This window comes from Embleya scabrispora (assembly GCF_002024165.1).
Taxonomy (GTDB): Bacteria; Actinomycetota; Actinomycetes; order Streptomycetales; family Streptomycetaceae; genus Embleya; species Embleya scabrispora_A.
The window spans coordinates 1,495,083-1,520,237 of sequence record NZ_MWQN01000001.1 but is presented as its reverse complement, the minus strand read 5'-3'; the positions used below and the strand labels follow the sequence as shown (position 1 = coordinate 1,520,237).

Annotated in this window: 19 protein-coding genes and 1 pseudogene; 14 read left to right on the top strand and 6 right to left on the bottom strand. The window is 71.6% G+C overall.

Features of this window, described 5'->3' with window-relative positions:
• Positions 1-203: 203 nt before the first annotated feature.
• Positions 204-1,561: pseudogene (locus tag B4N89_RS06660) on the top strand (class I SAM-dependent RNA methyltransferase).
• Positions 1,562-1,805: 244 nt separating this feature from the next.
• On the opposite strand, the gene B4N89_RS06655 reads toward B4N89_RS06660, so the two are convergent.
• Positions 1,806-3,125 (bottom strand): hypothetical protein, encoded by a 1,320-nt coding sequence (locus B4N89_RS06655; protein WP_078974933.1) that lies wholly within the window; start codon positions 3,123-3,125, stop codon positions 1,806-1,808.
• The gene (locus B4N89_RS06650; protein ID WP_078974932.1) at positions 3,122-3,478 is read right to left on the bottom strand and encodes a hypothetical protein; all 357 of its coding nucleotides are present in this window, start codon (positions 3,476-3,478) and stop codon (positions 3,122-3,124) included. The genes B4N89_RS06655 and B4N89_RS06650 overlap by 4 nt, the downstream gene beginning before the upstream one ends.
• Positions 3,479-3,807: 329 nt before the next feature.
• On the opposite strand from B4N89_RS06650, the gene B4N89_RS06645 reads away from it, so the two are divergent.
• Both B4N89_RS06645 and B4N89_RS06640 read left to right on the top strand, forming a co-directional pair.
• Positions 3,808-4,359: a hypothetical protein gene (locus B4N89_RS06645; RefSeq protein ID WP_078974931.1), complete on the top strand. Its 552-nt coding sequence runs from the start codon at positions 3,808-3,810 to the stop codon at positions 4,357-4,359.
• 66 nt (positions 4,360-4,425) lie between these two features.
• Positions 4,426-5,349 (top strand): LLM class F420-dependent oxidoreductase, encoded by a 924-nt coding sequence (locus B4N89_RS06640; RefSeq protein WP_078974930.1) that lies wholly within the window; start codon positions 4,426-4,428, stop codon positions 5,347-5,349.
• Between the two features lie 118 nt (positions 5,350-5,467).
• Here the strand turns inward: B4N89_RS06640 and B4N89_RS50645 are convergent, their stop codons facing one another.
• The 4 genes from B4N89_RS50645 to B4N89_RS06620 form a co-directional block, all read right to left on the bottom strand.
• Entirely contained in the window at positions 5,468-7,072 is a 1,605-nt protein-coding gene (locus tag B4N89_RS50645) for a hypothetical protein (protein WP_201260798.1), read from the bottom strand.
• A 98-nt stretch (positions 7,073-7,170) separates the two neighbouring features.
• On the bottom strand, positions 7,171-7,944 hold the full coding sequence (locus B4N89_RS06630; protein WP_078974929.1) for a hypothetical protein: 774 nt from the start codon (positions 7,942-7,944) through the stop codon (positions 7,171-7,173).
• A 190-nt stretch (positions 7,945-8,134) separates the two neighbouring features.
• Complete coding sequence (locus tag B4N89_RS06625) at positions 8,135-9,151, bottom strand: substrate-binding domain-containing protein (protein WP_143657877.1); 1,017 nt, start codon at positions 9,149-9,151, stop codon at positions 8,135-8,137.
• Positions 9,152-9,250: 99 nt separating this feature from the next.
• Positions 9,251-10,225 carry a PstS family phosphate ABC transporter substrate-binding protein gene (locus B4N89_RS06620; protein ID WP_161500649.1) on the bottom strand — a complete coding sequence of 325 codons (975 nt, stop codon included), beginning with the start codon at positions 10,223-10,225 and terminating at the stop codon, positions 9,251-9,253.
• Between the two features lie 370 nt (positions 10,226-10,595).
• Here B4N89_RS06620 and pstC point away from each other — a divergent pair, with 370 nt between their 5' ends.
• The 11 genes from pstC to B4N89_RS06565 all read left to right on the top strand — a co-directional run bounded on the left by pstC (position 10,596) and on the right by B4N89_RS06565 (position 24,910).
• Positions 10,596-11,612 carry a phosphate ABC transporter permease subunit PstC gene (pstC, locus tag B4N89_RS06615; protein ID WP_078974926.1) on the top strand — a complete coding sequence of 339 codons (1,017 nt, stop codon included), beginning with the start codon at positions 10,596-10,598 and terminating at the stop codon, positions 11,610-11,612.
• A gap of 128 nt (positions 11,613-11,740) precedes the next feature.
• Positions 11,741-12,922: a phosphate ABC transporter permease PstA gene (gene pstA / locus B4N89_RS06610; protein WP_078974925.1), complete on the top strand. Its 1,182-nt coding sequence runs from the start codon at positions 11,741-11,743 to the stop codon at positions 12,920-12,922.
• Positions 12,919-14,535 carry a phosphate ABC transporter substrate-binding protein PstS gene (locus B4N89_RS06605; RefSeq protein WP_078974924.1) on the top strand — a complete coding sequence of 539 codons (1,617 nt, stop codon included), beginning with the start codon at positions 12,919-12,921 and terminating at the stop codon, positions 14,533-14,535. The genes pstA and B4N89_RS06605 overlap by 4 nt, the downstream gene beginning before the upstream one ends.
• Positions 14,536-14,728: 193 nt before the next feature.
• Complete coding sequence (locus B4N89_RS06600; protein ID WP_078974923.1) at positions 14,729-15,736, top strand: hypothetical protein; 1,008 nt, start codon at positions 14,729-14,731, stop codon at positions 15,734-15,736.
• On the top strand, positions 15,733-17,001 hold the full coding sequence (locus tag B4N89_RS06595) for a hypothetical protein (protein WP_078974922.1): 1,269 nt from the start codon (positions 15,733-15,735) through the stop codon (positions 16,999-17,001). The genes B4N89_RS06600 and B4N89_RS06595 overlap by 4 nt, the downstream gene beginning before the upstream one ends.
• Positions 16,998-17,972, top strand: coding sequence for a sortase (locus B4N89_RS48895; RefSeq protein WP_078974921.1), 975 nt, complete (start codon positions 16,998-17,000; stop codon positions 17,970-17,972). Before B4N89_RS06595 ends, B4N89_RS48895 begins: the two co-directional genes overlap by 4 nt.
• 176 nt (positions 17,973-18,148) lie before the next feature.
• Positions 18,149-18,865, top strand: a complete 717-nt coding sequence (locus B4N89_RS06585; RefSeq protein ID WP_201260964.1) for a phosphate ABC transporter ATP-binding protein — start codon at positions 18,149-18,151, stop codon at positions 18,863-18,865.
• Positions 18,843-19,229 carry a hypothetical protein gene (locus B4N89_RS06580; RefSeq protein WP_078974919.1) on the top strand — a complete coding sequence of 129 codons (387 nt, stop codon included), beginning with the start codon at positions 18,843-18,845 and terminating at the stop codon, positions 19,227-19,229. The genes B4N89_RS06585 and B4N89_RS06580 overlap by 23 nt, the downstream gene beginning before the upstream one ends.
• Before the next feature lie 136 nt (positions 19,230-19,365).
• Complete coding sequence (locus B4N89_RS06575) at positions 19,366-20,334, top strand: MerR family transcriptional regulator (RefSeq protein ID WP_161500648.1); 969 nt, start codon at positions 19,366-19,368, stop codon at positions 20,332-20,334.
• An 8-nt stretch (positions 20,335-20,342) separates the two neighbouring features.
• Positions 20,343-22,313, top strand: a complete 1,971-nt coding sequence (locus B4N89_RS06570) for a 3' terminal RNA ribose 2'-O-methyltransferase Hen1 (RefSeq protein ID WP_078974917.1) — start codon at positions 20,343-20,345, stop codon at positions 22,311-22,313.
• Positions 22,310-24,910 (top strand): polynucleotide kinase-phosphatase, encoded by a 2,601-nt coding sequence (locus tag B4N89_RS06565; protein ID WP_078974916.1) that lies wholly within the window; start codon positions 22,310-22,312, stop codon positions 24,908-24,910. The genes B4N89_RS06570 and B4N89_RS06565 overlap by 4 nt, the downstream gene beginning before the upstream one ends.
• Positions 24,911-25,155: the final 245 nt, after the last annotated feature.

Below are 25,155 nucleotides of genomic sequence, written 5' to 3'. Positions count from 1 at the left end.
TACCCTGGAAGCCGCGCCCACCTCCGTGAGGCGCTTTCTTTGTGTCGTCGTCGTGTCGGTGCGTGCGCCTGGGCCCGGTCGGCCGCGGGGCATCCGAGGCCCCTTGTCGTGCGTCGGTTGTGTTCGGTCCCTGGTTTTCATGTGTTGCCCGTCGTTTTCATCGACGTTGTACGAGCTGTGCTACGAGCTGTGCGAGGAGTGCCGTGTCTGTCGGATCCACCACCCCCGAGTCGGACCAGTCCCTGCGGGGTGAGCGGTACGAGGTCGAGATCGGCCCGGTTGCTCACGGTGGGCACTGCGTCGCTCGCCACGAGGGCCGTGTGATCTTCGTTCGGCACGGCCTTCCGGGGGAGCGGGCCGTCGTGGAGATCACCGACGGCGGGCCGACGTCGCGGTTCCTGCGCGCGGACGTGGTCGAGGTGCTGCACGCGTCGCCGGATCGCATTCCGCCCGCGTGCCCGGTGGCCGGACCCGGCATGTGCGGTGGTTGCGACTGGCAGCACGCCACGCCCGCCGCACAGCGCCGACTCAAGGGCGATGTGGTGGCCGAGCAGCTGCTGCGGCTCGGCAAGGTCGACGTGCGGGTCGAGGTGGAGGCCGTGGACAGTCCGCCCGGGCAGCCCGAGGGCCTGGGGTGGCGCACGCGGGTGCAGTTCGCGGTGGACCCGGCGACGGGCCGGGCGGGACTGCGCAAGCACCGCTCCCACGATGTCCAGCCGATCGACGCGTGCCCGATCGCGGCGCCCGGTGTCGAGGAATTGGGCATCGAGGCGCACGAGTGGCCCGGCGTGGCGTCGATCGAGGCGGTCTCCGCGACCGGCTCGCTGGACCGCGCGGTCACCGTGGTGCCGGCCGAGGGCGCTGACGGGCGCATGCCGATCGTCGAGCTGAACCGGGCGGTGTCGGTGTTCCGGGCCGACGACAAGGGCCGAGTACGCAAGGTGCACGGTCGGCCGGCGGTGCGCGAGGTGGCGGCGGGACGGACCTGGAAGGTGTCCGGCGGCGGATTCTGGCAGGTGCACCCGGCCGCGGCCGACAAGCTCGTGGAGGCCGTCGTCGAGGGCCTGGAGCCGCGGCCGGGCGATCTGGCGCTCGACCTGTACTGCGGGGTCGGGCTGTTCGCGGGGCCCTCTCCGAGCGGCTCGCGGACAGCGACACGATCATCGGCATCGAGAGCTCCAGGCAGGCGGTCGAGGACGCGATCCACAACCTGCGGGACGTGCCGGGCGCGCGCTTCGAGGTCGGCACGGTGGAGAAGGTGCTGAGCCGGCCCGGCTTCCTGCGCCGCGCCGACATCGTGGTCCTGGACCCGCCGCGCGCGGGCGCGGGCAAGGCGGTCGTCGAGCGCATCGCGCGGCTGACCCCGCGCCGGGTCGCCTATGTCGCCTGCGACCCCGCCGCCCTGGCCCGCGACGTGGCCTACTTCGCGGGCGTGGGCTTCAGGCTCCGCTCGTTGCGCTCGTTCGACCTCTTCCCGAACACGCACCACATCGAGTCGGTCGCGATCCTGGAACCGGCGCCTCGGGCCGCCAAGCGAGAGGGCGCACGCGGCCGCCGCTGAGTGGAGGACGACGCCGACGTCTCGGTGGCGTTGGCGATCGGGCCGCCCCGGCTACGCGGGGGCGGCCCGATCGTTTGGCGGGTGGCGGGATGTTTGTATCCGTGCTCGTGCTCGTGCTCGTGTCTGCGCCCTTGGCCCGCGCGCGTGCCCATGCCCTGTGCCCGTGCTCGCATCCGCGCCCGTGCTCGTGCTCGTGCCTGCCCCGTGCCCGTGTCCGTACCTGCGTCCGCGCTTGTGCTCGGGGCTACGTTCGCGTTCGTGTCCGCGCGCCCGCCTTCGCCCGTGGCTCCCTTCCTTGTCCGCGTCCGTGTCCTTGCTCCCGCCTGCGTCCGTTACCGTTCCTGGCTGTTTCCCGGGTTGCGGCCGAGTCCCGGGTCTGTGGCCGCGCTCTGCTTTCAGGGGTGTTCCTCGGGGGTTCTTCCGGGGCCGACCAGGCTTGGGCCGGGTGGGAGGCGTAGCGGTTGCCTCGGCGGGGGCGGACTGGGGTGGTCGGGGTGCCGCCGGTGATGGGGGCGGGCATCCATGTGGGTGATGCGGGTGTGCTGGGCGTGTGGGTGGTGCCGGCGAGGACGTTCGGGGCGGGGTCGGCGGTGTGTGCGGCGTCGTGTGTGGCCGCCGGGTGGTCGCCGGTGCCGCCGCGCAGGCCGGGGGCGATCCGGATGCCGGTCACCGGGGCGATCGGGGCCGACGGTGGTGGGGCGGCCTGACGGAGGCGCGGGCCGATGCCGGCCGGTTGTACCGGGCGGGGATCGCGGGGGAGCGGGGTTCCGACGACGGCCGGTGCGAGCGGGGTGGGCATCGCGGCTTGTGGTGGGCAGGCGATCGGCGGCGGTCCCGGCGCCGGTGGGGTGGTCGGTGGCGGTGGTGGCGTGGTGGCGGCGATGCACGTGGCCAGTGGGGCGGTGGACGGGGGTGGTTGTGCCGGAGGCGCGGGCGGAGGTGCCGCGGGTGTGTCGGGCGGCGGTGGCGCGCATGGGGTGCTCGGATCGACGGGTGTCGGCGGGGGAGTCGGATCCGCGACGGCCGCCTCCGTCGCGGTTGGTGCCGAGTCGGTGGGATCCGGGTCGCCGCCCGGGGGCGCGGTCGTGGCGCACGGCCGGCTCGGAGGCGGCGCGTCGGCCGGGGCGGTGGTGGTGAGCGTGGCGGTCGGCCGGCTCGGCGCGCCGTCGTCGGGGGCGCACGGCAGGAGGGGCAGGCGCTCGCCCAAGTCGCGGTAGACGTCCTGCAGTTGCGCGATGGCGACCTCGGCGGCCTTCGGGTCGGTGGCGCTCTTCTGGGCCTGGACAAGGGCATGCGCCGCCTCGGTGAGGTGTTCGTGCAGCGCGGTGCCCTGGCCGGCGAGACGATCCGCGCTGTCGGCCAGCGCGTGGCAGCGGGCGGTGAAGCGCTCGGCGCCGCCGCCGGACCACACCCGCGTGCCGAGGCGGGCGGTCTCGGCCAACTCGTCCCGCAGTTCGGTCAACCGCGTCGCGGCCAGGCGCCACCCGTCGGCCGCCGCGCCGACCAGACCGGGGCGGGCGGCGTGGATCGCCGCGAACGGATCCACGTCGTCGCCGGCGCTCATCGTGCCGCCACCGCGCGCAGCAGGGTGCCGACCTCGGTCTCGGTGTCGGTGAACCGGTCGGCGGCACGGCCGAGTTCGACCCGCGTCGTGGCCAACTCGGCGCGGATCTCGGTCAACAGGTCGACCATCCGCGCGGCGGCGCGCCGATGCCGATCGGCCAACTCGGCGGCGCCCGGGAACCCACCCAGCGCCTCCGTCGCGAGCGCGGTGCGGTCGGTGACCCGGCCGGGCTCCGCGGCGCAGCCCGGTGCCAGGTAGTCGGCTCCGATGTTGTGCAGGCGTCGTACCAACCCGTGCAGTTCGGCCGTGTCGACCACGTAGCCGCTCGCGCCGCCGCCGTCGGTGCGGGACATGCCATCACCCCCTTGATCTGTGCTGGATCGCCGATCGCCGTCGGGGATCGCGGCCGGCGCGAACTCGACGCTCTTTCGAGGCCGATCGCGACACCCCTTCGGGAAACGACGAGGTTGGCACAGTGGTCACCCTGCGTGCGGAAGCCCTGTGGACAACTCCGGAATACATCACCCCGAAGAGTGAAACCCTCCCGAAATACGCTTGGTTGTCCACAGATTGTTCGATGGCGAGCGATCCGTCCGCTCCCCGGGCGCAACCTGGAGTCGTCGGAACACACCGGCCGAACTCCGGACGAGCCGGACGGCCACCGCACGAGGGAGCGATCACCATGCACACCATCGAGACCTTCGCCGAGTTGGACGACGAGCTGGCCACGGTCGATTCCACGCCACGCGCGCTGGCCGCGGTCGCGCTCGCCCTGCACACCGTGCAGGAGGTGGTGCACGCCTGGAGCGGCAAGCCGGACCGTGGCGGCTGCCTGTGTCGGGTCGCCGACGAACTGGGCGACGCGCGGGAGATCGTCGCCCGGGTCGTGGGCTCGGCCGCCGACACGGTCGTCCCGCTGCCCGGAGGCGATCCGGCCGGTGTGCCGATCGCGGGCGCCGCCCGGGTGCTGGGGCGGGCGGCCAAGGTGCTCACCCTGCTGGCCCGACAGGGCGTGGCGGGCAATCCCTGCGCGCACTGGGCGCGGTTGGCGCCCGCCGAGCGCCGGGCCTGCGCGGCGGCCTGGGCGATCGTCTTCCGCAACCTGATCAGGTTGCGCGCGGCCGAGGAGAGCGCCACCTGGTCGGGTCGACCGCACCGGCACGCCCCGGCGATTCCCCAGCGGCGGCGGCGCGGCTCGGCCCGCGTGGTGCCCTTTCCCGCGCGGCTCGCATGATTGGGTCCGGGGTGCTTCGCGCCCTCGTCTCGCATGTGTCCCGAGCCCTCGGGAGAGGATGGGCGCATGGATCTTCGTATCTTCACCGAGCCCCAGCAGGGCGCGACCTACGACACACTCCTGAGCGTGGCCAAGGCCACCGAAGACCTCGGCTTCGGAGCCTTCTTCCGCTCGGACCACTACCTGCACATGGGTGGCGACGGCCTACCGGGTCCCACCGACGCGTGGATCACCCTGGCCGGACTGGCCCGCGAGACCAAGCGCATCCGTCTGGGCACACTGATGACGGCGGCGACCTTCCGGCTTCCGGGCGTGCTGGCCATCCAGGTCGCGCAGGTCGACGCGATGTCCGGCGGCCGGGTCGAGCTGGGCATCGGCGCGGGCTGGTTCGAGAAGGAGCACACCGCCTACGGGATCCCCTTCCCGCGCGAGAAGTTCGGTCGCCTCGAAGAGCAGTTGGAGATCGTCACCGGCCTCTGGGACACCCCGGTCGGTGCCGACTTCCGCTACGAGGGGCGCTACTACTCGTTGGCCGACTCGCCCGCGCTGCCCAAGCCCGCGCAGCGTCCGCATCCGCCGATCCTGGTCGGCGGCCTCGGCGCCAAGCGCACCCCGGCGCTGGCGGCCCGCTTCGCCGACGAGTTCAACGTCCCCTTCTCTTCGGTGGAAACCAGCGCGCGGCAGTTCGGCCGGGTCCGCGAGGCCCTGGTCGAGCACGGCCGCAAGGCCGAGGACCTGGTCTTGTCCAACGCCCTCGTGGCCTGCGTGGGCCGGGACGACGCCGAAGTGTCCCGGCGCGCCGCCGCGATCGGCCGCGAGCCCGCCGAGCTCAAGGAGAACGGTCTCGCGGGCTCGCCCGCCGAAGTGGTGGACCGGATCGGCCGCTTCGCCGAGGTCGGCTCGACCCGGATCTACTTCCAGATCCTGGACCTGCACGACCTCGACCACCTGGAACTGATCGCCTCGCAGGTGATGCCCCAACTCGGCTGAGCCGAGGGCCGACCGCTCGAGGACGGGAAGGGCCCTGTCGCAGCCCGTGCGCTGCGACAGAGCCCCTTCTCACCCCACCGCCCCCGTGTCACAGGCGGCCGTTCGGTGTGTCCCCTCGTCAGGCGGTCGCGGGAGTGTCCTCGTCGCCCTCGCCGAAGGTGCCGCTGCCGGCGAGCAGCGCACTGCGGCTGCCGCGGGCCCGGTACCACATGACGCCGCCGATCAGCAGCAACGTGCCACCGGCGGTGCCGAGCAGCCGCGGGTCGAGCAGCGCCCCGGTGTGCGCGAGCCCGCCGCCCCCGCCACCGTTGCCGGTCCCGGCCGAACTGCCGGAGCTGGTCCCGGTGCTCGTCCCGGTCGAGGTGCCCGTGGTCGTCCCGGTGGTCGTCCCGGTCGTGGTGCCGGCGGTGTCACCGGCCGTGGTCCCGGAGGTCGTACCGCTGGTGGTGCCCGCGGTCGTTCCCGTCGTGGTGCCGGTCGTCGTCCCCGCGGTGGTGCCGGCGGTCGAGCCGTTGGTGGCGCCGGCGTGAACCAGCAGCAGCTTGAAGGCAATCTCGACCTTCGTGCCGGACGGGGTGGCCGTGGCCGTCAACGTGTAGTTCCCGTCGACCCAGGTGGCGCCGTCACGAGGGAAGATGAGCCGGTTGCCCACAAAGGCGCCGGCGGCGTCCGTCTTGTCCTTCACCAGTTCCACGGGCGCGAAGGCGGTGTCACCGGTCTTGGTGATGACGGCCTTGAAGTCCTCCTTCGCCGGGAAGCCGGACAGGCTCAAGTTCACGTTGACGGGGCCCGCGTCCGGAATCCGTACCTCGTCGTCGAAGGCGCCGGCCGGGGTGCTGCGCTCGACGACCTTCCACACCCCCTCCGTCGCCAGCAGGTCGACGCGCGCGAGGTCGTCCACCACGACGGCCCCGCCGGCATCGACGCATTGGGTGCGAATGTGGTAGTTGCCGTTGGTGGGCGCGGCGTTGGGGAACATCTTCTTGTTCGGATAGACAGGCTTGAGATCGGCGGGCAGCGGTAGCGGAGAGAAGCCCCCCATGCGTTGCTCCCTGTCCTCACCGGGAGCCCGCAGCACGAACAGGGCCTGGGTGGCCGTTGCCGGGCACGCCTTCGGGGAGGTGATGGTCGTCTTCTGGTCCATCGGCCCCGTGGTGGGGTTGAGCACCAGCACCTCGTCCGACCCGCCGGGCGGTGTGGTCGTCGGGGGCGTGGTCGTAGGGGGCGTGCTGGTCGGCGGCGCGGTGGTGGGCGGGGCGGTGGTGGGCGGGGCGGCCACGGTCCACGCCTTGCCGTCGGGGCCGTCGGCGGTGGTGAGATCGACCGCCGCGAGTTCGTTGAGCACATTCCCGGCGTTGTCCATGCACTCCGAGGACAACTTGAACGTACCGTCCAGCACGGTGCCGGTCGGGAAGAGCTGGATCGGGTTGTCCCGGACGGGGATTCGATCCGGGGGCAAGCTGTTGCCCGAGGGCCCGCCGATCAACCTCGGTGTGGTCAGGGTGCCGCCGGTCACGACCCACCGGTAGTTCGTCGCCGGTTCCGGGCACGGCGCAGTGGCCTTCAACGTCACCTTGGCGGTGGCCCCACCGGTCCCCGGGTCGACGACGATCGTCGGCGCGGGTGTACCGCCGTCGGCGGCCGCTGCGATCGCCGGCAGCGCCGACAGCACGAGCAGCCCGGCTCCGCACGATGCCAGCACGCGCGCGAGTCTTAGGCTCATCTGGTCAACTCCGTTGAGAAATGAAGGAAACGGGGACGGACGGCAAGTGGGCCACCGGGACGAATCCCGATGGCCCAAGGCGTGTCACCGACGCCGCGTCACCACCACAGGCGGGACGAGTCGAGGGTGATCGCGACCGAGGAGGTCGCGTGCGAGTTCGTGCCCGAGAGCACGAGGGTGTAGGAGCCGTCGGCCAGGTTGGCCGGCAGCGTCAGCAGCGCGCCGCCCCAGGTGCCGTCGGGGGTGATCTGCGGCTGCAACGAGACCGGGGTGGAGGTGCCGTCGGCGGCGCGCACGACGCCGTCCACGCGGTCACCGGGCGCGAAGCCGCGGAACAGGACCAGACCGAAGCGCAGCGCACCGATCTTGGTCGGCAGCGCGCGCACCTCGGGCGAAAGCGAGGTCCACACACCGTTGTTGACGCGCAGGTCGACCGACGCCGGCTCGGTGATGGTCAGCGCGCCCTCGGCGTCGAAGGTGTAGCACTGCGCGACCAGCTTGTGCGCGACGCCCTCCTGGGCGGCGGAGCCCGCCGGGAACAGCGCGCGCAGACCGACGACCGCGGTGTCCGCGACCTTGTCGGCCGGCAGGTCGGTGCCGAGGAACGAGCCGCCGAACACACGCTCGTTGGCGCCGGGCGAACGCAGGACGAAGCGGAACTTGGTCGCGTCCGGGCCGCACGGCACGCTCGCCCGGGCGGTCGCCTTGCCGGTGCTGTCGGCCGGACCGTACAGCGGGCTCACCGAGACGGTGCCCTGCGCGGCGCTCGTGGGCGCGGCGGGGGCGAAGTCCTCGGCGACGGCCGGCACGGTGGCGATCGCGAACGCGGCCGGAACCGCGACGGCGAGCGCGAGCAGACGACGGAGCTTCATGAAGAATGCCCTTCCGGGGTCGGTGGGTTCGAGCAAAACAGCACACGGCGGCCGCTTGGGCATCCGCGGGGGAAACGTCGGGCGCTCGCGATGACGGACGGATGAGCGATCCGCCACCGGAGGGTGAACAGGGTCCACGGAGCGGTGGACGTGGGACCGGCGGGCGCGAGGCAGCGGCCTCGCGAACCGATCAGGGCAGGAAGCCGTACGTGGCCCAGACCACGCGTTGTGCCGGATCCTTGGCCCAGTTGATGAAGTCGACGGTAGCGGCGTTGGCCGCGCCCCTGAACGGGTCGTAGACGAAGTAGACGCTGTGGTTGCCCACGAAGGCGTTCGGGTCGCCGCCATCGGTGCGGCCCTGGCCGGGAACCCTGCCGTCGATGTTGCCGAGCCTGAAGCCCCCCGTGTGGTCGGGGACACCGGACAGGGGGTTCTTCTGCGCGCTGTACGCGGACTTCGTGTACGGCAGGATCGCGTTGGGCGAAGTGACGTAGTCACCCCGGTTTTCGCCCGGAGCGTCGGCGACGGTCGCGGCGCAGGGACCGTTGGCGGGCTGGGTCGGGTCGAAGCCGAGTACGTACTGGACGAAAACCGCGCGGACATCCGAGTAGCGGCCGGTGGGCAGGTACTTCTGGATGGGTCCCGACGCGCTGCTCCCCGGAATCTGACTCCAGTCCGTGAAGTTGCAGCGGTAGATGTCCTGAAGCTGCCCTCGGGTCAGGTTGCTCGGTACTCCGGCCTTTCCCGTTGCCCATGTGACCGCGTCTCCGGCCACCCGAACCCACGTCAGCGACGTCTCGTCACTGTCGGGGTGGAAGGTGGCTCCCGATACGCGGGCGAAGTCGAGACAGTTCTCCCGAATGTGCGCGCGCTGATCGAGCAGGGTCCGAGTCGCGGAATATTCGATCCCCGGCCAACGGGAAGCCGGGCCATGGATGCCGTAGTCGGCGTCGCACGCCGCCTTGTGGGTGTCGATTCCACCGCGAGAGGTACCGGAGCCCACGGTTATCCACACACTGCCGCTCGGGTCGACGTTGGCCTCGTAATCCGTCGTCAGCATCCTGGTGACGTCTTCGAGGGTGTAGGCACCCCCGTTGACATGCGTGTCCGCGACCGCGGAGGCGTCGGCGCCGACAACGAGTGCCATGGCGGTGCCCAAAACCGCCATCGCCGTTCCGATCCCGCGGATGCCTGAACGCTTCGACACGGCGCTCCCTTCGTGGTGGGAGCGGGCCGTCTCGAATCGCCGATCCGAGACGGCCCGCGGCTGATCACGTCATGTCATGCGGTGCCGGTGGGGCATCGTTCAGACGGCGAAGCCGAAGGTGTTCCAGATCGGGCGCTGAGCCGGGTTCTTCGCCCAGTTGATGAAGGCGACGACGTTGGCGTTGGCCGCCGTGCCGTTCTGCGGGTCGTAGACGAAGTACACCGAGCGGTTGCCGACGAAGCCGGTCGCGTTCGGGGCCTTGGAGTCGATGTTGCCGAGCTTGAAGCCGTTGGTGTGGTTGGTCACGCCCGACGCGGGGGTGGTCTGCTCGCCGTAGGCCGCGGCCGAGTAGGCGATGATCGCGTCGGTGGAGGTGATCTGCGGCGCGTCGCCGCGGTTCTCCTGCGCGGTCTGGATAACCGTGGCGGCGCACGCGCCGTTGGAGGCGGCGGTCGGGTCGAAGCCGAGCACCTTGTCCTGGAACTCCGAGCGGGTGCCCGAGCCGGCCTGCGGAATGTGCTTTTGAATCACGCCGGACACGGTGCTGCCCGGGATCTGGTTCCAGTTGGTGATGTTGCAGTGGTAGATGTCCTGCAGCTGGGTGCGGGTCAGGTTGGTCGGCGCGCCGGCCTTCTTGGTCGCCCAGGTCACGGCGTCGCCGGCGACCCGCTCGAAGGTCAAGGTGGTCTCGGCGGTGCCGGTCTTCGGGCCACGCGAGGAACGGGCGAAGTCGAGGCACTTGGCGTTCGTGCCCGCACGCTGGTCCAGCAGCGCCTTGATGCCGTCACCCGAGCCGTTCGGCCACGCGTGGCCGGTGCCGGCGCCGTACTGGGTGTTGCACTCGGCCTTGCCGGTGTTGATGCCACCGGCGGCTATGCCGGCGTTCACCGTCACCCAGTCGTTGCCATCGGGATCGACGTTCGCCGCGTACTCCGTCGTCAGCGCCTGGGTGACGTTCTGGAGGGTGTCGGAACCGGCGTTGACGTAGGTGTTGGCGTTGGCCGACGCGTTGGCGCCGACGACGAGCGCCATGGCGGCACCCACGGTGCCCAAAACGGTGGCGGTCTTGCGCATGCTGAAGACGCTGGACATTCGAAGTCTCAACTCTCTCTTGGCATTTGCTGGCCGTCGACCCGCGGTGGCCGACGCCGACAACGCTGCCGGCGGCCCGATCGTGGTGGGATGTCCGGCAGGGAAACGGCACCGGGCCGCACAAGGCGCCGACACGAACGGACCGCGCCTGTAACGGAAACCGGACACCGCGGCACCCGTGCGGCACGGACACGACGTCTGCCGTACACCCTCGGCACCGGTTGTTTCCGTAGCGGACAGTCGCCCGGGGGCCGCGCTCTGGTTGTCTCCAGGCAGGGGTTTCCGGCTTGATCGCCGGCCGTCTGACGAACGGTCAGATCGGTTCGCCACCCGCTTCCAGGAGCCGCAACCCATGGCACACCCGACCGTGTTCGCCCCCGAATCGCCGGAGCCGGCCGATCGGCCCCGCCGGATCGTGGTCCGTCGCACCAGGGCCGACCACGTGTTCCGCTGGACCACGCGTGGTGTCGCGATGCTGGTCCTGGCTCTGCTCGCGGCGATCGGTGGCTACCTGCTCTACCAGGGCAGCAGCGCGCTCGACCGAGCCGGCTGGGGATTCCTCACCGAGGACGCGTGGGAACCCAAGGGCGGCACCTTCGGCGTACGCGGACTGCTCACCGGAACCGTGCTCGTGGCCATCGTCGCGCTGATCGTCGCGGTACCGATCGCGCTCACCGCCGCCCTGTACATCACCGAGTTCGCCCCACGACGTCTACGCGGGGTGCTCACCTCGATCGTCGACCTGATGGCCGCGGTGCCCAGCATCATCTACGGCATCTTCGGCTTCTTCGTACTGCAACCCCAACTGATCCCGGTCAGCCGGTGGTTGGCCACCAACTTCGACTTCCTGCCGATCTTCGAGATCCGCACGATCGACGTGAAGGCCCGTTTCGTGGACAGCCAGTTCAGCTCCTCGCTGTTCATCTCCGGCGTCGTGGTGTCCACGATGGTCATCCCGATCTGCTGCGCGGTCAGCCGCGAGGTGTTCGGCCAGGCGCCGATCGGCGAGAAGGAGGGCGCGCTGGCGCTCGGCGCCACCCGCTGGGGAGTGATCCGCGCGGTGGTCCTGCCGTTCGGCCGCGGCGGCATGATCGGCGGCGTGATGCTCGGCCTGGGCCGAGCCCTCGGCGAGACCATCGCCGTCGCGATGATCATCTCGTTCAACACCGACTTCTCGTTCCGCATCCTCGACGGCCAGGGCTCGACGATCTCGTCGCTGATCGTGCTCAAGTACGGCGAGGCCGACACCGAGTCGATCTCCGCGCTGATGGCCGCCGGCCTCGCGCTGTTCGTCCTCACGCTCGCCGTGAACACCGTCGCCGGCGTCCTGGTCGCCCGCTCGCGCAGCGGCAAGTCCACCGAGATCTGACCGAGGTCCGACGGCATCCGACGCCCGCACCCCCAGACACCGAGCCCGGGACATCGCGTCCCGGCCCACCGAACTCCCGACAGCGACCCACGGCCGCACCAGACCCACCACCGAGGGGATCCACGACGATGACCGTCACCGAGCCGATCGTTCGGCCCGGGCCCGACGCGCCGCCGCCCGCGTCCGCGCCGCGACCACCGGAGCAGGCCCGCGTGGCGCTGCGCCGCGTCGCCCCCGACGACATCGGCGTCGCGCTCGGCGCCATGGTCGCCGGCGCGAGCTTCGCGTGGGTGCTGTACGGGCGGATCCTGCCGGTCGCCGGCTGGCAGGGCTACCTGATCACCGCCTACCTCGGCTTCCTGCTGCTGTACGCGATCGCCACCCACATGCGCCTGGACCGGGTGGCCGCCGGCGACCGGGTCGCCGGCGCGGTGATCTCCACCGGCGCGGCCCTGATGGTCGGCACGGTGGCGACCGTGATCGGCTACGTCTTCGTCAAGGGCTTCGGCCGCATCCTGAACACCGACTTCTTCACCGCCACCCAGCGCCACTTCAGCGCGCTGAGCCCGCACGGGGTCTCGGTGGGCGCCGCACACGCGATCGTCGGCACCTTCGAACAGATGGGCATCGCGATCCTGCTCAGCGTCCCGCTCGGGGTGATCGCCGCGATCTACATGAACGAGGTCGGCGGCCGGTTCGCCGTCGTGGTGCGCGTGGTCGTCGAGGCGATGACCGCGATCCCCTCGGTGGTCGCGGGCCTGTTCGTCTACGCCTTCTTCGTCATCTCGCTCGGCCAGGGCTTTTGCGGCCTGGCCGCGGGCCTGGCGCTGTCCGTGGAGATGATGCCCGTGGTCACCCGCGCCACCGAGGTGGTGTTGCGCCTGGTGCCCAACGGCCTGCGCGAGGCGTCCCTGGCCCTGGGCGCGGGGGAGTTCCGCACCCTGTGGAACGTGGTACTGCCCACCGCGCGCAGCGGCCTGGTCACCGCCGTCATCCTCGGCTGCGCCCGCGTGGTCGGCGAGACCGCGCCCGTACTGCTGGTCGCGGGCGGCGGCGCGGGCATGAACTGGGACCCGTTCAGCGGAGTGCAGACCTCCCTGCCGTACTTCATCTGGGTGAACTACAAGTCGCCCAGCGACGAGCTCAACTCCCTCGCGTGGGGCGCCGCCGTGACCCTGCTGCTCATCGTCCTCGTGCTGTTCTCCCTCGCGCGCCTGATCGGCGGTCGCGGCCCCGGCGAGTCCGGACGCCGCAAGCGGCGCCGCGCCGGCGCCGCCGCCAAGTCCCCCACCCCGGAGCCCACTTCATGACCAGGACCACGCGCCTGCCCGCGCACCTGCTACGCGTGGCGATCGCGTCCGTGCTCGCCGTCCCCCTGCTCGTCCTGCCGTCCGGCACCGCCTCGGCCGCCGCCGGCATCCACGGCAGCGGCTCCACCTGGAGCTCGCCCGCGACCATGCAGTGGTCGGCCGACGTCGCCGCCCGCGGCCTCGCGGTCGACTACACCCCCAACGGATCCACCGCCGGACGCAACGACTTCATGAGCCACCTGGTCGACTTCGCGGTCTCGGAGATCCCCTTCCAGGGCAACTACGTCGACCGGGCAGGACAGGCGACCAACGAACTCGCGCGCCTGCAGAACGACAACACGAAGTTCAAGTACCTGCCGATCGTCGCGGGCGGCACCTCGTTCATGTACAACCTGAAGATCCGCGGCCAGCAGGTCCGCAACCTCCAGTTGTCGCCGCGCACCATCGCCGGGATCTTCACCAACCAGATCAGGGTGTGGAACGACAAGGCGATCAAGGACGACAACCCGGCCCTGTCCCTGCCCGCCACCCCGATCACCCCGGTCGTGCGCTCGGACGGCTCGGGCACGAGCGCGCAGTTCACCGCCTTCTTGACCAACCAGGTCAACGACATCTGGCGGCCGTTCTTTCCCGGCGGCATGACCTCCGAGTTCCCGGTCAAGGGAGCTACCAAGGCGCAGGCCGGTTCCGAGGGCGTGGCCAACTACGTCGCGGCCGGATACGGCGAGGGCGCCATCACCTACGTCGAGACCGCCTACGCGATCCAGCGGCAATTCCCGGTCGCCTCCGTCAAGAACGTCGCCGGCGTCTACACCCAGCCCAGCTCGGACGCGGTGTCGATCGCGCTCACCAAGGCCCGGCTGAACCCGGACAGCACGCAGATCCTGGACGACGTCTACACCAACCCGGACAAGCGCGCCTATCCGATCTCCAGCTACAGCTACATGATCGTGCCGGCCGCCAAACAGTTCTCCTTCGACGAGTCCAAGGGCGAAACGCTCGGCAAGTTCATCAAATACTTCCTGTGCGCCGGGCAGGGACAGGCGCCACGGCTGGGATATTCGCCGCTGCCCCCCAAGCTGGTGAGCTTCGGCTACGACGCGATCAAGTCTATCCCCGGCGCGCCGGACCCGGGAACACTGCCGGCGAACCTGGACAAGCCGACCAAGGCCGACCACGACGCCTGCCCGAACCCGACCTTCGACCCGGCGTGGGTGCCGCCGGAGCAAAAGCAGCAACAGCAGCAACCCCAGCAGGGCGGTCCGGGCGGCTCCAACAACCAGAACAACGGCACCACCAACGGCGCCGGCGGCAACACGCCCAAGCCCGGAGACACGCCGGGCGCCGCAGGCGGCGGAACCGGCGGGACCCAGGGACCCGACACCGGCGGCGGGGCCACCCTCGACCAGGGCACCGGCGAAGTCTTGGCCGGCGGCGACAAGTCCGGTCCCGGCGGGCCGATCAGCGCCGGATCGGTGGAAGCCGGCGACTCGCCGCCGCTGCCGCCGGTCTGGTTCTACGCACTCACCCTGGTGTGCCTGATGGCCGCGGTGTTCGGCGCGCCGTTCCTGTACAGCCGACTCGGTCGAGGACGTGGCCCCGATGTCCGCTGACGCGCGCGAAAAGGCCGCGCCGGGTGACCGGGAGGTGTCCGGTCCGTACGCCGCAGACGAACTTTCGAACACCGTGTCGGTTTGCGCTCCCCCCGTGCCGCCGCGCCGCGCGAGGATCGGCGCGGGTCGTTTTCGCCGGGGGGAACCGGCAGGAAAACCGGTCCCGAACGGGGGCGAGAGAAGTGGGGTTGCCGTGAGCGGCATCGAGCGTTCCACCGCTTCGCCGGGCCGTGCGCTGTCCGTCGCCGGCGTCGTCGCGCTGTGCGTCGCGCTGCTCGCGGGCTGGCTCGGCGCGGTCGCCGGGTCGGCGGGCGCGGCCGAGCCCGCAGCCCGCCCGACGGTGACGGTGTCGCAGAGCACCAACCTGGTCAACCAGCGCATCCTGGTGAAATGGACCGGCTTCACCCTGGCCGCCGGCACCAACAGCATCGTCGTGATGCAGTGCAAGGGCACCACGCCCCGGTCTCGGGACTGCTGGTCGCCGACCTACACGGAGAACGGCGTCTTCCGGCAACCCGACGGCAACCCGCCGATTCTCGCCACCAAGCAGACCGGAGTGCCCACCCGCGCGGACGGATCCGGAGAGGCGTGGCTCCAGGTCAGGCCGGCGCTGCGACTGCCGCAACTGGGGTGCTCGGACCGACAGGCGTGTTCGGTCGTGGCATTCGTGATGCCCGAGGCGGGCAGTACCGCCACCTCCTTCCAGCCGAAGCAACACATCGACCTGGGCGTCCAGTACCAGATCACCGACACCGAGATGGACCTGGCCTTCGCCGCCGGACAGGCGGCGGTGACACCGCTGTCGTTCATCCCCGCGCCCGACGCGTGCCCCGGCATGGAACACCCGGACCTGTCGGTCTCCGGCACCGGCGAATTCTCCCAGGCCGGCGCCTCATGGGTGTTCGGGCTGTGCGGCGCGCGGACCAACCCCGTCAACATGACGGTCAGTTCCGGCTCCGGCCCCAACGCCCGCGAGGTCTTCCTCCGGGACGGAGCCGACATCGGTGTCACCCAGCAACCGATCGGCGGCGCCCTCGACCAGGCACGTCCGGTGGCGCTCACCGGCACCCGGGACAAGGACAAGACGGTGTACGCGCCGCTGACCAACGGCGCGCTGGCCATCTCGTTCAACATCGACGACGCCGGCACCCACGAACCGATCACGGCGATGAACCTGACCCCCGCCTGGTCGCGAAAATGATCACCGGGGCCTACACCACGGGGCCGCGAGGGCCGGGCGCGATCATCAAGGTCTACGACGACCCCGAGTTCAAGGCCGTCAACGAGCCACACACTTGGCCCGTCGCCGACCGCAGCCCGATCCTGCGCGGCGTCCAGGACGACATGATCTGGGCACTCACCGCCTGGCTCGCCGCCGACCCGGAAACGGCCACATGGCTCTCCGGAACACCGGACGCCAACGGCATCGTGTGCCCGCCGGAGTGGCGCGTCGGCGCGGCGACATACCCGCTGGCGGTGTACACCAACCGCCTGGAGCCCCAGTCCAACGTCAACGTGCCGCAGACGGTGTACGAGGACATCGTCAACCGCCTGGGCAACGCGCTGCCGATGAACCGCACCGTGGGCGACTTCGGACCCAAGGACGACGGCCAGGACGCGTTCGGTTCGCACACCGTGATGGCCGTGACCTCGGCCGAGGCGGCGCTGCGCATGGGCACGCCGGTCGCCAAGCTCCGCAACGCCGCGGGCAACTTCGTGGACCCGACCGACCCCGCGAGCGTGCGCGCCGGACTCGCCGCCGCCAAGCCCGGCCCGGACGGGGCGACGCTGACCAACGACTACCGCAGCACCGCCGCGAACGCCTACCCACTCACCGCCACCGACGTGGCGATGATCTCCACCGACAAGCTCACCGCCGCCAAGGCCGCCAAGATCGACGCCTTCCTCGCCTACGCGGCGACCGCCGGGCAGACGCAGACGGGCACCTTCCAACCCGGCGCACTGCCCCCCGGCTACACCCCGCTCACCGACGCGCAGAAGCAACAGATCGCCGATGCCCGCAAGAAGATCGCCGACGCGCCCAAGTGGACCGGGGAAACCCCGCCGCCCACCAACCCGCCCGGGAACGCAAACACCGACGACAACACCGGCACCTCCGCGGGCACGAGCGCCGGCAACACCGGCATCCCGAACACCCCGGCCGCCGGCGATCCCGGCGCCTCGCCCACGGCCGCGCCGAGCGCCGCACCCTCCACCGCACCGGTGGGCGCCGCCGCACCGCCGGCGGGCAAGGGGGCGTTGACGTCGGCCGCCAACGTGATCAAGGACGCGCTCGACGGCGACGGATCCGCGATCGTGCTGCTCGTCCTGATGTGCGTGAGCGCCGGTGCACTCCTCGCCTGCCCCGTACTGCTCTCCCTCGGACACAAACGCCGCACCGGCAACTGGCCGCCACCGGTGGCCGCCGTCCTGCGCCTGATCGGTCGCCAGGGAGTGCCCGCATGACCGCCGACACCGTCTCCAAGGTCCCCGCGACCGCGCCGGCGACCGCCCTCGCGACCGCACCCGCACCTGCGACCGCGACCGCACCCGCAGGCGCCGGCGCCGGCGGGCAGGCGCCGGCGACCGCAGGCGGCGCCCGCGCGAGCCGGACCGACCCGTACACCGTCGCGGGCGCCGCCGTCGCACTGCTCGCACTGCTCATCGCGGGCTTCGTCGGCTACGTGTACGTCGTCTCCGACATCCAACAGGCCCGCGACCAGAGCATCCTGGCCGACCGACTCTCCGACGAGCTCTACCGCGACGTCGCCCCCCTCGGCGGCACCATCGCCAAGGGCAAGCCGGTGGCGATGCTGCGGATCCCCGCGATCGGCCTGCGCCAGGTCGTGGTCGAGGGCACCACCGCCGACTCGCTCGCCAAGGGCCCCGGACACCTGCGCACCAGCGGCCTGCCCGGGCAGGGCGGCCACAGCGTGATCATGGGCCGCGCGTACAGCTTCGGCGGCCCGTTCCACGACCTCGACCACCTGCGCGTCGGCCAGCGGATCGAGGCGACCACCCAGCAGGGCGATTTCACCTACAAGGTGATCGAGCGCAGGCACATCGCCAACGGCAAGGACGACGTGCTCGCGCCCGGCCGGGAGAACCGACTCGTGCTGATCACCGCCGACTCGTGGATCCGCCCCGGCGGCCGCACGGTCGTCGTCGCCGAACTACAGGGCGCCCCCAAGGCCCAGGAGGGCCGGCGTCCGCAAGGTCTACGCGCGGACGAGAAGGGCACCGGCGGCTACGCCGACGCCGGCGTGCGACTGCTCCTGTGGGCGCAGGCGTTCACCATCGTGGTCGCCGTCCTGGTCTGGGCCCTGCGCCGTCACCCCGATCGCCGAGTCACGCTCCTGCTCGGCACCCCGGTCGTGCTCGCCGTCGTGTGGGCACTGTACGAATCCGCCGCACGCGTACTCCCGGCAACGCTCTGACGCCGGTTCCCGTCCCACTCCACACCCCGGAGGCTCCGCACGTGACCAGCCCGGACAGCGGTGCGACGACTCTCGCCCCCGCAGCCGAGACCCAGCCCTTACCGGCTCAATCCGCCGGCGGGCGTGGCTCGACGCTCACCGCGGAGGCCGTCAGCGCCTGGTTCGGCACCCACAAGGTGCTCGAACGCGTCGACCTCGCAATGGCGGCCAACTCCGTCACGGCCCTGATCGGGCCGTCCGGCTGCGGCAAATCCACGTTCCTGCGCATCCTCAACCGGATGCACGAACTGGTACCCAGCGCCCAACTCGCGGGCCGGGTCCTGCTCGACGGCGAGGACATCTACGACTCCGCCCGCCGGCCGATCGAGACCCGGCGCAGGGTCGGGATGGTCTTCCAAAAACCCAACCCGTTCCCGGCGATGTCCATCTACGACAACGTGGTCGCCGGCCTCAAACTGACCGGCGTGCGCAACGCGGACAAGGACGCCGTCGTGGAGTCCTCGCTGACCCGGGCCGGCCTGTGGACGGAGGTGCGCAATCGACTCCGGCAACCCGGCGGCGCGCTGTCGGGAGGCCAGCAGCAACGTCTCTGCATCGCCCGTTCGCTCGCGGTCGACCCGGACGTGCTGCTCATGGACGAGCCGTGCTCGGCCCTGGACCCGACCTCCACCAGGCGGATCGAGGACACCATCGGCGAGCTGCGCGACCAGGTCACCATCGTCATCGTCACGCACAACATGCAACAGGCCCAACGTGTATCCGACCACTGTGCGTTCTTCCTCGCGGCGGAGAACACCCCCGGCCACATCGTCGAGGACGGACCCACCACCGCGATCTTCGGTGCCCCCCGCGACCCCCGGACGGCCGACTATGTCGCCGGTCGCTTCGGATGAGTCGCAGGCCCCGGACGGTACGCCGGAACGGCACGCGCGCTACGACGTCCACCTGGACGCCGAGCAGCACGTGCGGTGGCGGCTCATCGCCCCGAACGGCCGCGTGCTCGCGCGGTCCGCTCGGGGCCATGTCACGGCGGGGGCCTGCCGCATCGAGCTCGACCGGCTGCGTCGCCGGGTCGTGGACCTGGTACCCGTCATCGGACGGGCGACGGGGGCGCCGGGCTGGTTCTGGAGTGTTGCTCTCGAACCCAGCGCCCCCGTCGCGTTGTCGGCCCGAACCTATGAGCGCCTGGAGAGTTGCCAGGTGTCCTACGAGAGATTCGTCCGCCTGCTGACCGTCACCGAGCCCGACGACTGGTGACCCGGGCCGCGCGCCCGCCGCGATCGCACCGATCGTGGCGGTGCGCACCCGGCCCGGCGGCGCACCCGCGCGGGGCGGGGCGGTGGACCCTCCCGTCACGGGAGGGGGCACCGTGGTCGGTCGGGAGGTGATGAGGATGTTCCTCGGCATCGGAGACTTCGCTCGCGCCACGGGCCTGACCGTCAAGGCGCTGCGATGGTACGACGAACAGGGCGTATTGGTGCCCGCCGACGTGGACCCGGGTACGCGGTATCGCCGCTACTCGGTCGGCCAACTCGAACAGGCGGGCGTGGTCCGCGCGCTGCGGGCGGCGGGAGTGCCGCTCGCGGAGGTACGGATCGCGGTGGCCGCCGGCGGCTCCCCGCAGCAGGCGCTGCACGCCCGCCGTGAGGCGGTGCGCGTCGAACGGGCGCGCGAGGACCGGGCGCTCGCGACGGCCGAGCGGGTGCTCGCCGGCACCGAGTTGCGCTACGAGGTGAGGTTGCGGCCCGCGCGGGCGCAGGCGTGGGTCGGCGTCGTCGAGTACGTCGCGACGCCCGGGGGCGGTACGGAGCCTGCGGGTGCGGGTGCGGGTGCGGGTGCGCGTGCGGGCTCGGGGGTCGCGGGCGGGACGGTCGCGGACGCCGATGTCGCGGTGGAAGAGGCCCTGTTCGACCTGTACGCGAGTCTGGCGGCGGACGGGATCACCCCGAGCGGCCCCTTCTGGCTGGACCTGGGCCGACCCGCCGCGGACGCCGGCGCCGAGGTCGCACTGTGCCTGCCGCTGTCCGCACCGGTGCCCGAGGGCTGGTCCGTCCCGGGCCGGCGAACGATCGCCGGCGTGCGCCCGGCCGGTCGCGAGCTCACCACCGACCACCCGGTCACCGACGACGACCCCGACGACGACACCGCCGTGCATCCGGCGTTCGCCGCCCTCGTTCGCGCCGCCGCCGAACGGGGCCTGTCGATCGACCTGGGCACGCTGCGACAACACTGCCCGCGCGAAGTGCCGGACGCGCCCGGATCCGGGACGTCCGGGACGGCGGTGGAACTGTCCGTGGCGGTCGAGGGCACGCACCCTACGGCGAATAAAGCGATCGTCGACGCCGGTACATCTGACACATAATCGGTCCGGTGTTCCTGACCATCGCCACCACGCATCGGCCCGCCACCGACCTCGGCTTCCTGCTGCACAAGCATCCCGGGAAGGCCCAGCGGTTCTCCACCACCTATGGCGAGGCCCACGTCTTCTACCCCGAGGCGGACGAGGCGCGCTGCACCGCGGCGCTGCTGCTCGACGTCGACCCGATCGCGCTCACGCGCGGGGTCAAGCGGGGCAAGGGAGCCAAGGGCTCGCCCGACCTCACGCTCGCGCAGTACGTCAACGACCGGCCCTACGCCGCCTCGTCGTTGCTCGCGGTCGCGCTCGGCACGGTCTTTCGCACCGCGATGCAGGGGCGCTGCGACGCGCGCCCCGAGCTGCCCGCGATGGCGCTGCCGCTGGAGATCGAGGTGCCCGCGCTGTCCGCGCGCGGGGGCGAGGAGATGGTCCGGCGGTTGTTCGAGCCGCTGGGGTGGCAGGTGCGGACCGAGACCGTGCCGCTGGACGCGGGCTTCCCGGAGTGGGGTGAGTCGCGTTACGTGCGGCTGGCGTTGACCGGCACCATGCCGCTCGCGGAGGCGCTGCGGCAGTTGTACGTGCTGCTTCCGGTGCTGGACAACGCGAAGCACTACTGGGTCGCGCCGGACGAGGTGGACAAGCTGCTCCGCGCCGGCGAGGGCTGGCTGGCCGCACACCCGGACCGTGACCTGATCGCGAGCCGATACCTCGCACGCCGACCCACTCTCACCCGCAGCGCGATCGAACGCCTGGCCGAAGTCGACGAGACCGCACCGGAAGACCTGGACAACGCGATACCGGACGAGCCGGACGAGGAACCGGAGCAGGGACCGGCGGGGCCTGCGGTCGCGAGCGCCGGCGCCGCGCCTGCGCCTGCGGGGCACGCGCCTGCGAAGGGTGCGCCGACGCCCGCAACCGCTGCGTCCGTGCCCGCGACCTCGGGTCTTGCACCCGCGGGTGCGGGTGAGACCTCGGGCACCGCGCCTGCGGGTGCGCCTGCGGCGGCTACGTCCGTACCTGCGGTGTCGAGCGTTGCGGGTGCGGGTGCGGGTGCGGCTGAGACCGCAGGTGTTGCGCCTGCGGTTGCGCCTGAGAGCCCGGGCGTCGCGTCTGCGGGTGCGCCTGCGGAGGGTGCGTCCGTGCCTGTGGCGTCGGGTGTTGTGCCTGCGTCTGTGCCCGCGACCGGTGGCGTGTCGTCTGCGAGCGGGACCTCCGTCCCTGCGGACGCGTCTGCGGTCGAGGTCGCCGGCGGGGCCGGCCTGTCGCTTGCCCGGCAGCGGCGGGACGCGATCCTGGAGGCCCTGCGGGCGGCCGGCGCCGAACGGGTGCTCGACCTCGGGTGCGGCGACGGCAAGTTGATCGGGGCCCTGCTCAGGGAACCGCGTTTCCGCGAGATCGTCGGCGTCGATGTGTCCGTCCGCGCGCTCACCATCGCCGAGCGCAAGCTCAAGCTCGCCCGGATGTCGGAGCGGCAGCGCGATCGGGTGCGCCTGATCCAGGGTGCGCTGACCTACACCGACAAGCGGCTCGTGGGCTACGACGCGGCGGTGCTGTGCGAGGTGATCGAGCACCTGGACGAACCGCGTCTGCCGGCCCTGGAGCACGCGGTGCTCGGCGCGGCCCGACCCGCGACGGTCGTGGTCACCACGCCCAACGTCGAGTACAACGTCCGCTACGCGGCCGAGGAACCGGGCGGCCACGGCCTTGCCGCCGGCGCCATGCGCCACGGCGACCACCGCTTCGAATGGGACCGCGCGACGTTTCGTGCCTGGGCCGAACGAGCGGCCGCCATCTACGGCTACACGACACGCTTCGAACCGGTCGGCGAGGTCGACCCCGAGGTCGGCCCCTCCACCCAGATGGTCGTGTTCACCCGTACCGACGCCGGCGCGGGCGAGGCGACCCACACCGGCGACACCCCCGCGACCACCGACACCCCCGCCACCACCCCCACCGACGACGAAGGCACCGGAGCGACGGCATGACCCACGACGCGAGCGCCCGCCGCGCACTGACCATGCCCGACCTGTGTCTGGTGGTTTTGATCGGCACCACCGGCGCGGGCAAGTCCACCTTCGCCCGCACCCACTTCAAGCACACCCAGGTGCTCTCCTCCGACTACTTCCGCGGCCTGGTCGCCGACGACGAGAACGACCAGTCGGCCTCCGGCGACGCGTTCGAACTGCTGCACCACGTCGCCCGCATGCGCCTCGCCTCCGGCCGGCTGACCGTGGTGGACGCGACCAACGTGCAGCGCGAGGCCCGGGCGCAACTGGTCCGGATCGCCCGCGACCACGACGTGTTCCCGGTCGCGATCGTGCTGGACATACCCCAGGACGAATGCCAGGCGCGCAACGCCGAGCGCCCGGACCGCATGCACCTGCCCCCGCAGGTGATCCAGCGCCAACACCGCGACATGCGCCGCTCGCTGCGCGGTCTCCAGCGCGAAGGCTTTCGCAAGGTGCACGTGCTCTCCGGCACCGACGAGGTCGCGCGCGCCGAGATCGTCCACGAGCGCCGCTACAACGACCTGCGACACCTGACCGGCCCGTTCGACGTGATCGGCGACATCCACGGCTGCCGGGCCGAATTGGAGTCGCTGCTGGTCGAACTCGGATACGCGCTCACCCGCGACGAGGCCGGGCGACCGGTCGACGCGGCGCACCCCGAGGGCCGCACCGCCGTGTTCGTCGGCGACCTGGTCGACCGCGGGCCTGACACGCCCGGCGTACTGCGCCTGGTGATGGGCATGGTCGGCGCCGGACACGCCCTGTGCGTGCCGGGCAACCACGAGAACAAGCTGGTGCGCGCGCTCAAGGGTCGCCAGGTCAAGACCACCCACGGCCTCGCCGAATCGCTCGAACAACTGGGCGCGGAGAGCGAGGAGTTCCGCGCCGAGGTCGTCGACTTCTGCGAATCCCTGATCAGCCACTACGTGCTCGACGGGGGTCGGCTCGTGGTGTGCCACGCCGGCCTGCCGGAGAAGTACCACGGCCGGATGTCCGGGCGCGTGCGCAGCTTCGCGCTGTACGGCGACACCACCGGCGAGACCGACGAGTACGGCCTGCCGGTGCGCTACCCGTGGGCTGACGAATACCGCGGCAAGGCCACCGTGGTCTACGGTCACACGCCCACGCCGCGCGCCGTGTGGGTGAACAACACGATCTGCCTGGACACCGGCGCGGTGTTCGGCGGCGCGTTGACCGCGCTGCGCTGGCCGGAGCGCGAACTGGTCGCGGTACCGGCCGAGCAGGTCTGGTACGAGCCGGTGCGACCGCTCGTCTCCGCCGCCCCCGGCGGTCGCGACGGGCGCGCCCTCGACCTCGGCGACGTGCTGGACCTTGCCCCCGGCGGGATCGGTCGCCGGCACATCGAGACCGCCGGCGCCGGCCTGGTGACGGTGCGCCAGGAGAACGCGGCCGCAGCTTTGGAGGTGATGAGCCGATTCGCCATCGACCCGCGTTGGCTGGTCTACCTGCCGCCGACGATGGCGCCGTGCGCCACGAGCACGCTGCCCGGTCTGCTCGAACACCCGGCCGAGGCGTTCGCCCAGTTCCGTGCGGACGGCGTCACCCGGGTGATCTGCGAGGAGAAGCACATGGGCTCGCGTGCGATCGCCCTGGTGTGCCGGGACGAGGCCGTCGCACGCGAGGCGTTCGGCGTGGACGAGGGAATGGGCGCGGGCGCGGTGTGGACCCGCACCGGGCGCGGCTTCTTCCCCGACCAAACCACCACCGACGGCTTCCTCGACCGCGTGCGCGGGGCGATCGACGCGGCCGGCCTGTGGGCCGAACTGGACACCGACTGGTTGCTGTTCGACGCCGAGTTGATGCCCTGGTCGGCCAAGGCGCAGGAGCTGCTGCGGCAGCAGTACGCGTCGGTGGGCGCGGCCGCGACCGCCGCGCTGCCGGTCGCCGGCGCCGCGCTGGCGCGTGCACTCGAACGCGGTATCGACGTCGGGGACCTGGCCGACCGGATCGCCGGACGCACGGCCAACGCCCGCGCGTTCGTGGACGCCTACGGCCGGTACTGCTGGCCCACCGACGGCCTGACCGGACTGCGCTTCGCCCCGTTCCAGGTGCTCGCCGGCCGCGGCGGCGCCTACCTGGACCGCGACCACGAGTGGCACCTCGCGCTCGCCGACCGGCTGGTCGCGGCCGACCCCTCGGGGCTGCTCGCGCCCACCGGGCGACTGGTCGTGGACGTCACCGACGACGAGCAGGTCGCGGCCGGCATCGCCTGGTGGACCGAACTGACCTCCACCGGCGGCGAGGGCATGGTGGTCAAGCCGCTCGCGGGTGAGGCCGACCGAGTCGCCAACCGGCGCGTGCAGCCGGGGGTCAAGTGCCGCGGCCCGGAGTACCTGCGGATCATCTACGGCGCCGACTACACCGAACCGGCGAACCTCGACCGGCTGCGCGATCGTGGTCTCGGCCACAAGCGCTCGATGGCACTGCGCGAGCACGCGCTGGGCGCGGAGGCGCTGGCGCGGCTCGCGTCCGGCGAGGCGCTGTGGCGCGTGCACGAGGCGGTCTTCGCCGTACTCGCGCTCGAATCGGAACCGGTGGACCCGCGACTCTGAGTCCACGTCACCTGTTCGCAGCAAGGGCGGTATCCGAGGAAGCGGATACCGCCCTTTTTGTATGTGAATGCCGGCAACTTCGGGTATGTCGCTTCAAAGCCATGTGCCGATCGCGGCGGGTCGAAGGTCCCGGGCCGATCGGTCCGAGCGTCGCCGCAGGTGGGGACCTGTGTCGGAGGTCGGGGACCCGGGTTTGGATGCAGGATCCGAATGTGGCGGAAAACGGTGCCGAACACACTCGACGC

Excerpts from the sequence above, each read along its gene's own strand:
- B4N89_RS06655 (WP_078974933.1), bottom strand. The coding sequence starts at position 3,125 with ATGAGCGCCGGCGACGACGTGGATCCGTTCGCGGCGATCCACGCCGCC.
- B4N89_RS06650 (WP_078974932.1), bottom strand. The coding sequence starts at position 3,478 with ATGTCCCGCACCGACGGCGGCGGCGCGAGCGGCTACGTGGTCGACACG.
- B4N89_RS06645 (WP_078974931.1), top strand. The coding sequence starts at position 3,808 with ATGCACACCATCGAGACCTTCGCCGAGTTGGACGACGAGCTGGCCACG.
- B4N89_RS06640 (WP_078974930.1), top strand. The coding sequence starts at position 4,426 with ATGGATCTTCGTATCTTCACCGAGCCCCAGCAGGGCGCGACCTACGAC.
- B4N89_RS50645 (WP_201260798.1), bottom strand. The coding sequence starts at position 7,072 with ATGAGCCTAAGACTCGCGCGCGTGCTGGCATCGTGCGGAGCCGGGCTG.
- B4N89_RS06630 (WP_078974929.1), bottom strand. The coding sequence starts at position 7,944 with ATGAAGCTCCGTCGTCTGCTCGCGCTCGCCGTCGCGGTTCCGGCCGCG.
- B4N89_RS06620 (WP_161500649.1), bottom strand. The coding sequence starts at position 10,225 with ATGCGCAAGACCGCCACCGTTTTGGGCACCGTGGGTGCCGCCATGGCG.
- pstC (WP_078974926.1), top strand. The coding sequence starts at position 10,596 with ATGGCACACCCGACCGTGTTCGCCCCCGAATCGCCGGAGCCGGCCGAT.
- pstA (WP_078974925.1), top strand. The coding sequence starts at position 11,741 with ATGACCGTCACCGAGCCGATCGTTCGGCCCGGGCCCGACGCGCCGCCG.
- B4N89_RS06605 (WP_078974924.1), top strand. The coding sequence starts at position 12,919 with ATGACCAGGACCACGCGCCTGCCCGCGCACCTGCTACGCGTGGCGATC.
- B4N89_RS06595 (WP_078974922.1), top strand. The coding sequence starts at position 15,733 with ATGATCACCGGGGCCTACACCACGGGGCCGCGAGGGCCGGGCGCGATC.
- B4N89_RS48895 (WP_078974921.1), top strand. The coding sequence starts at position 16,998 with ATGACCGCCGACACCGTCTCCAAGGTCCCCGCGACCGCGCCGGCGACC.
- B4N89_RS06580 (WP_078974919.1), top strand. The coding sequence starts at position 18,843 with ATGTCGCCGGTCGCTTCGGATGAGTCGCAGGCCCCGGACGGTACGCCG.
- B4N89_RS06575 (WP_161500648.1), top strand. The coding sequence starts at position 19,366 with ATGTTCCTCGGCATCGGAGACTTCGCTCGCGCCACGGGCCTGACCGTC.
- B4N89_RS06565 (WP_078974916.1), top strand. The coding sequence starts at position 22,310 with ATGACCCACGACGCGAGCGCCCGCCGCGCACTGACCATGCCCGACCTG.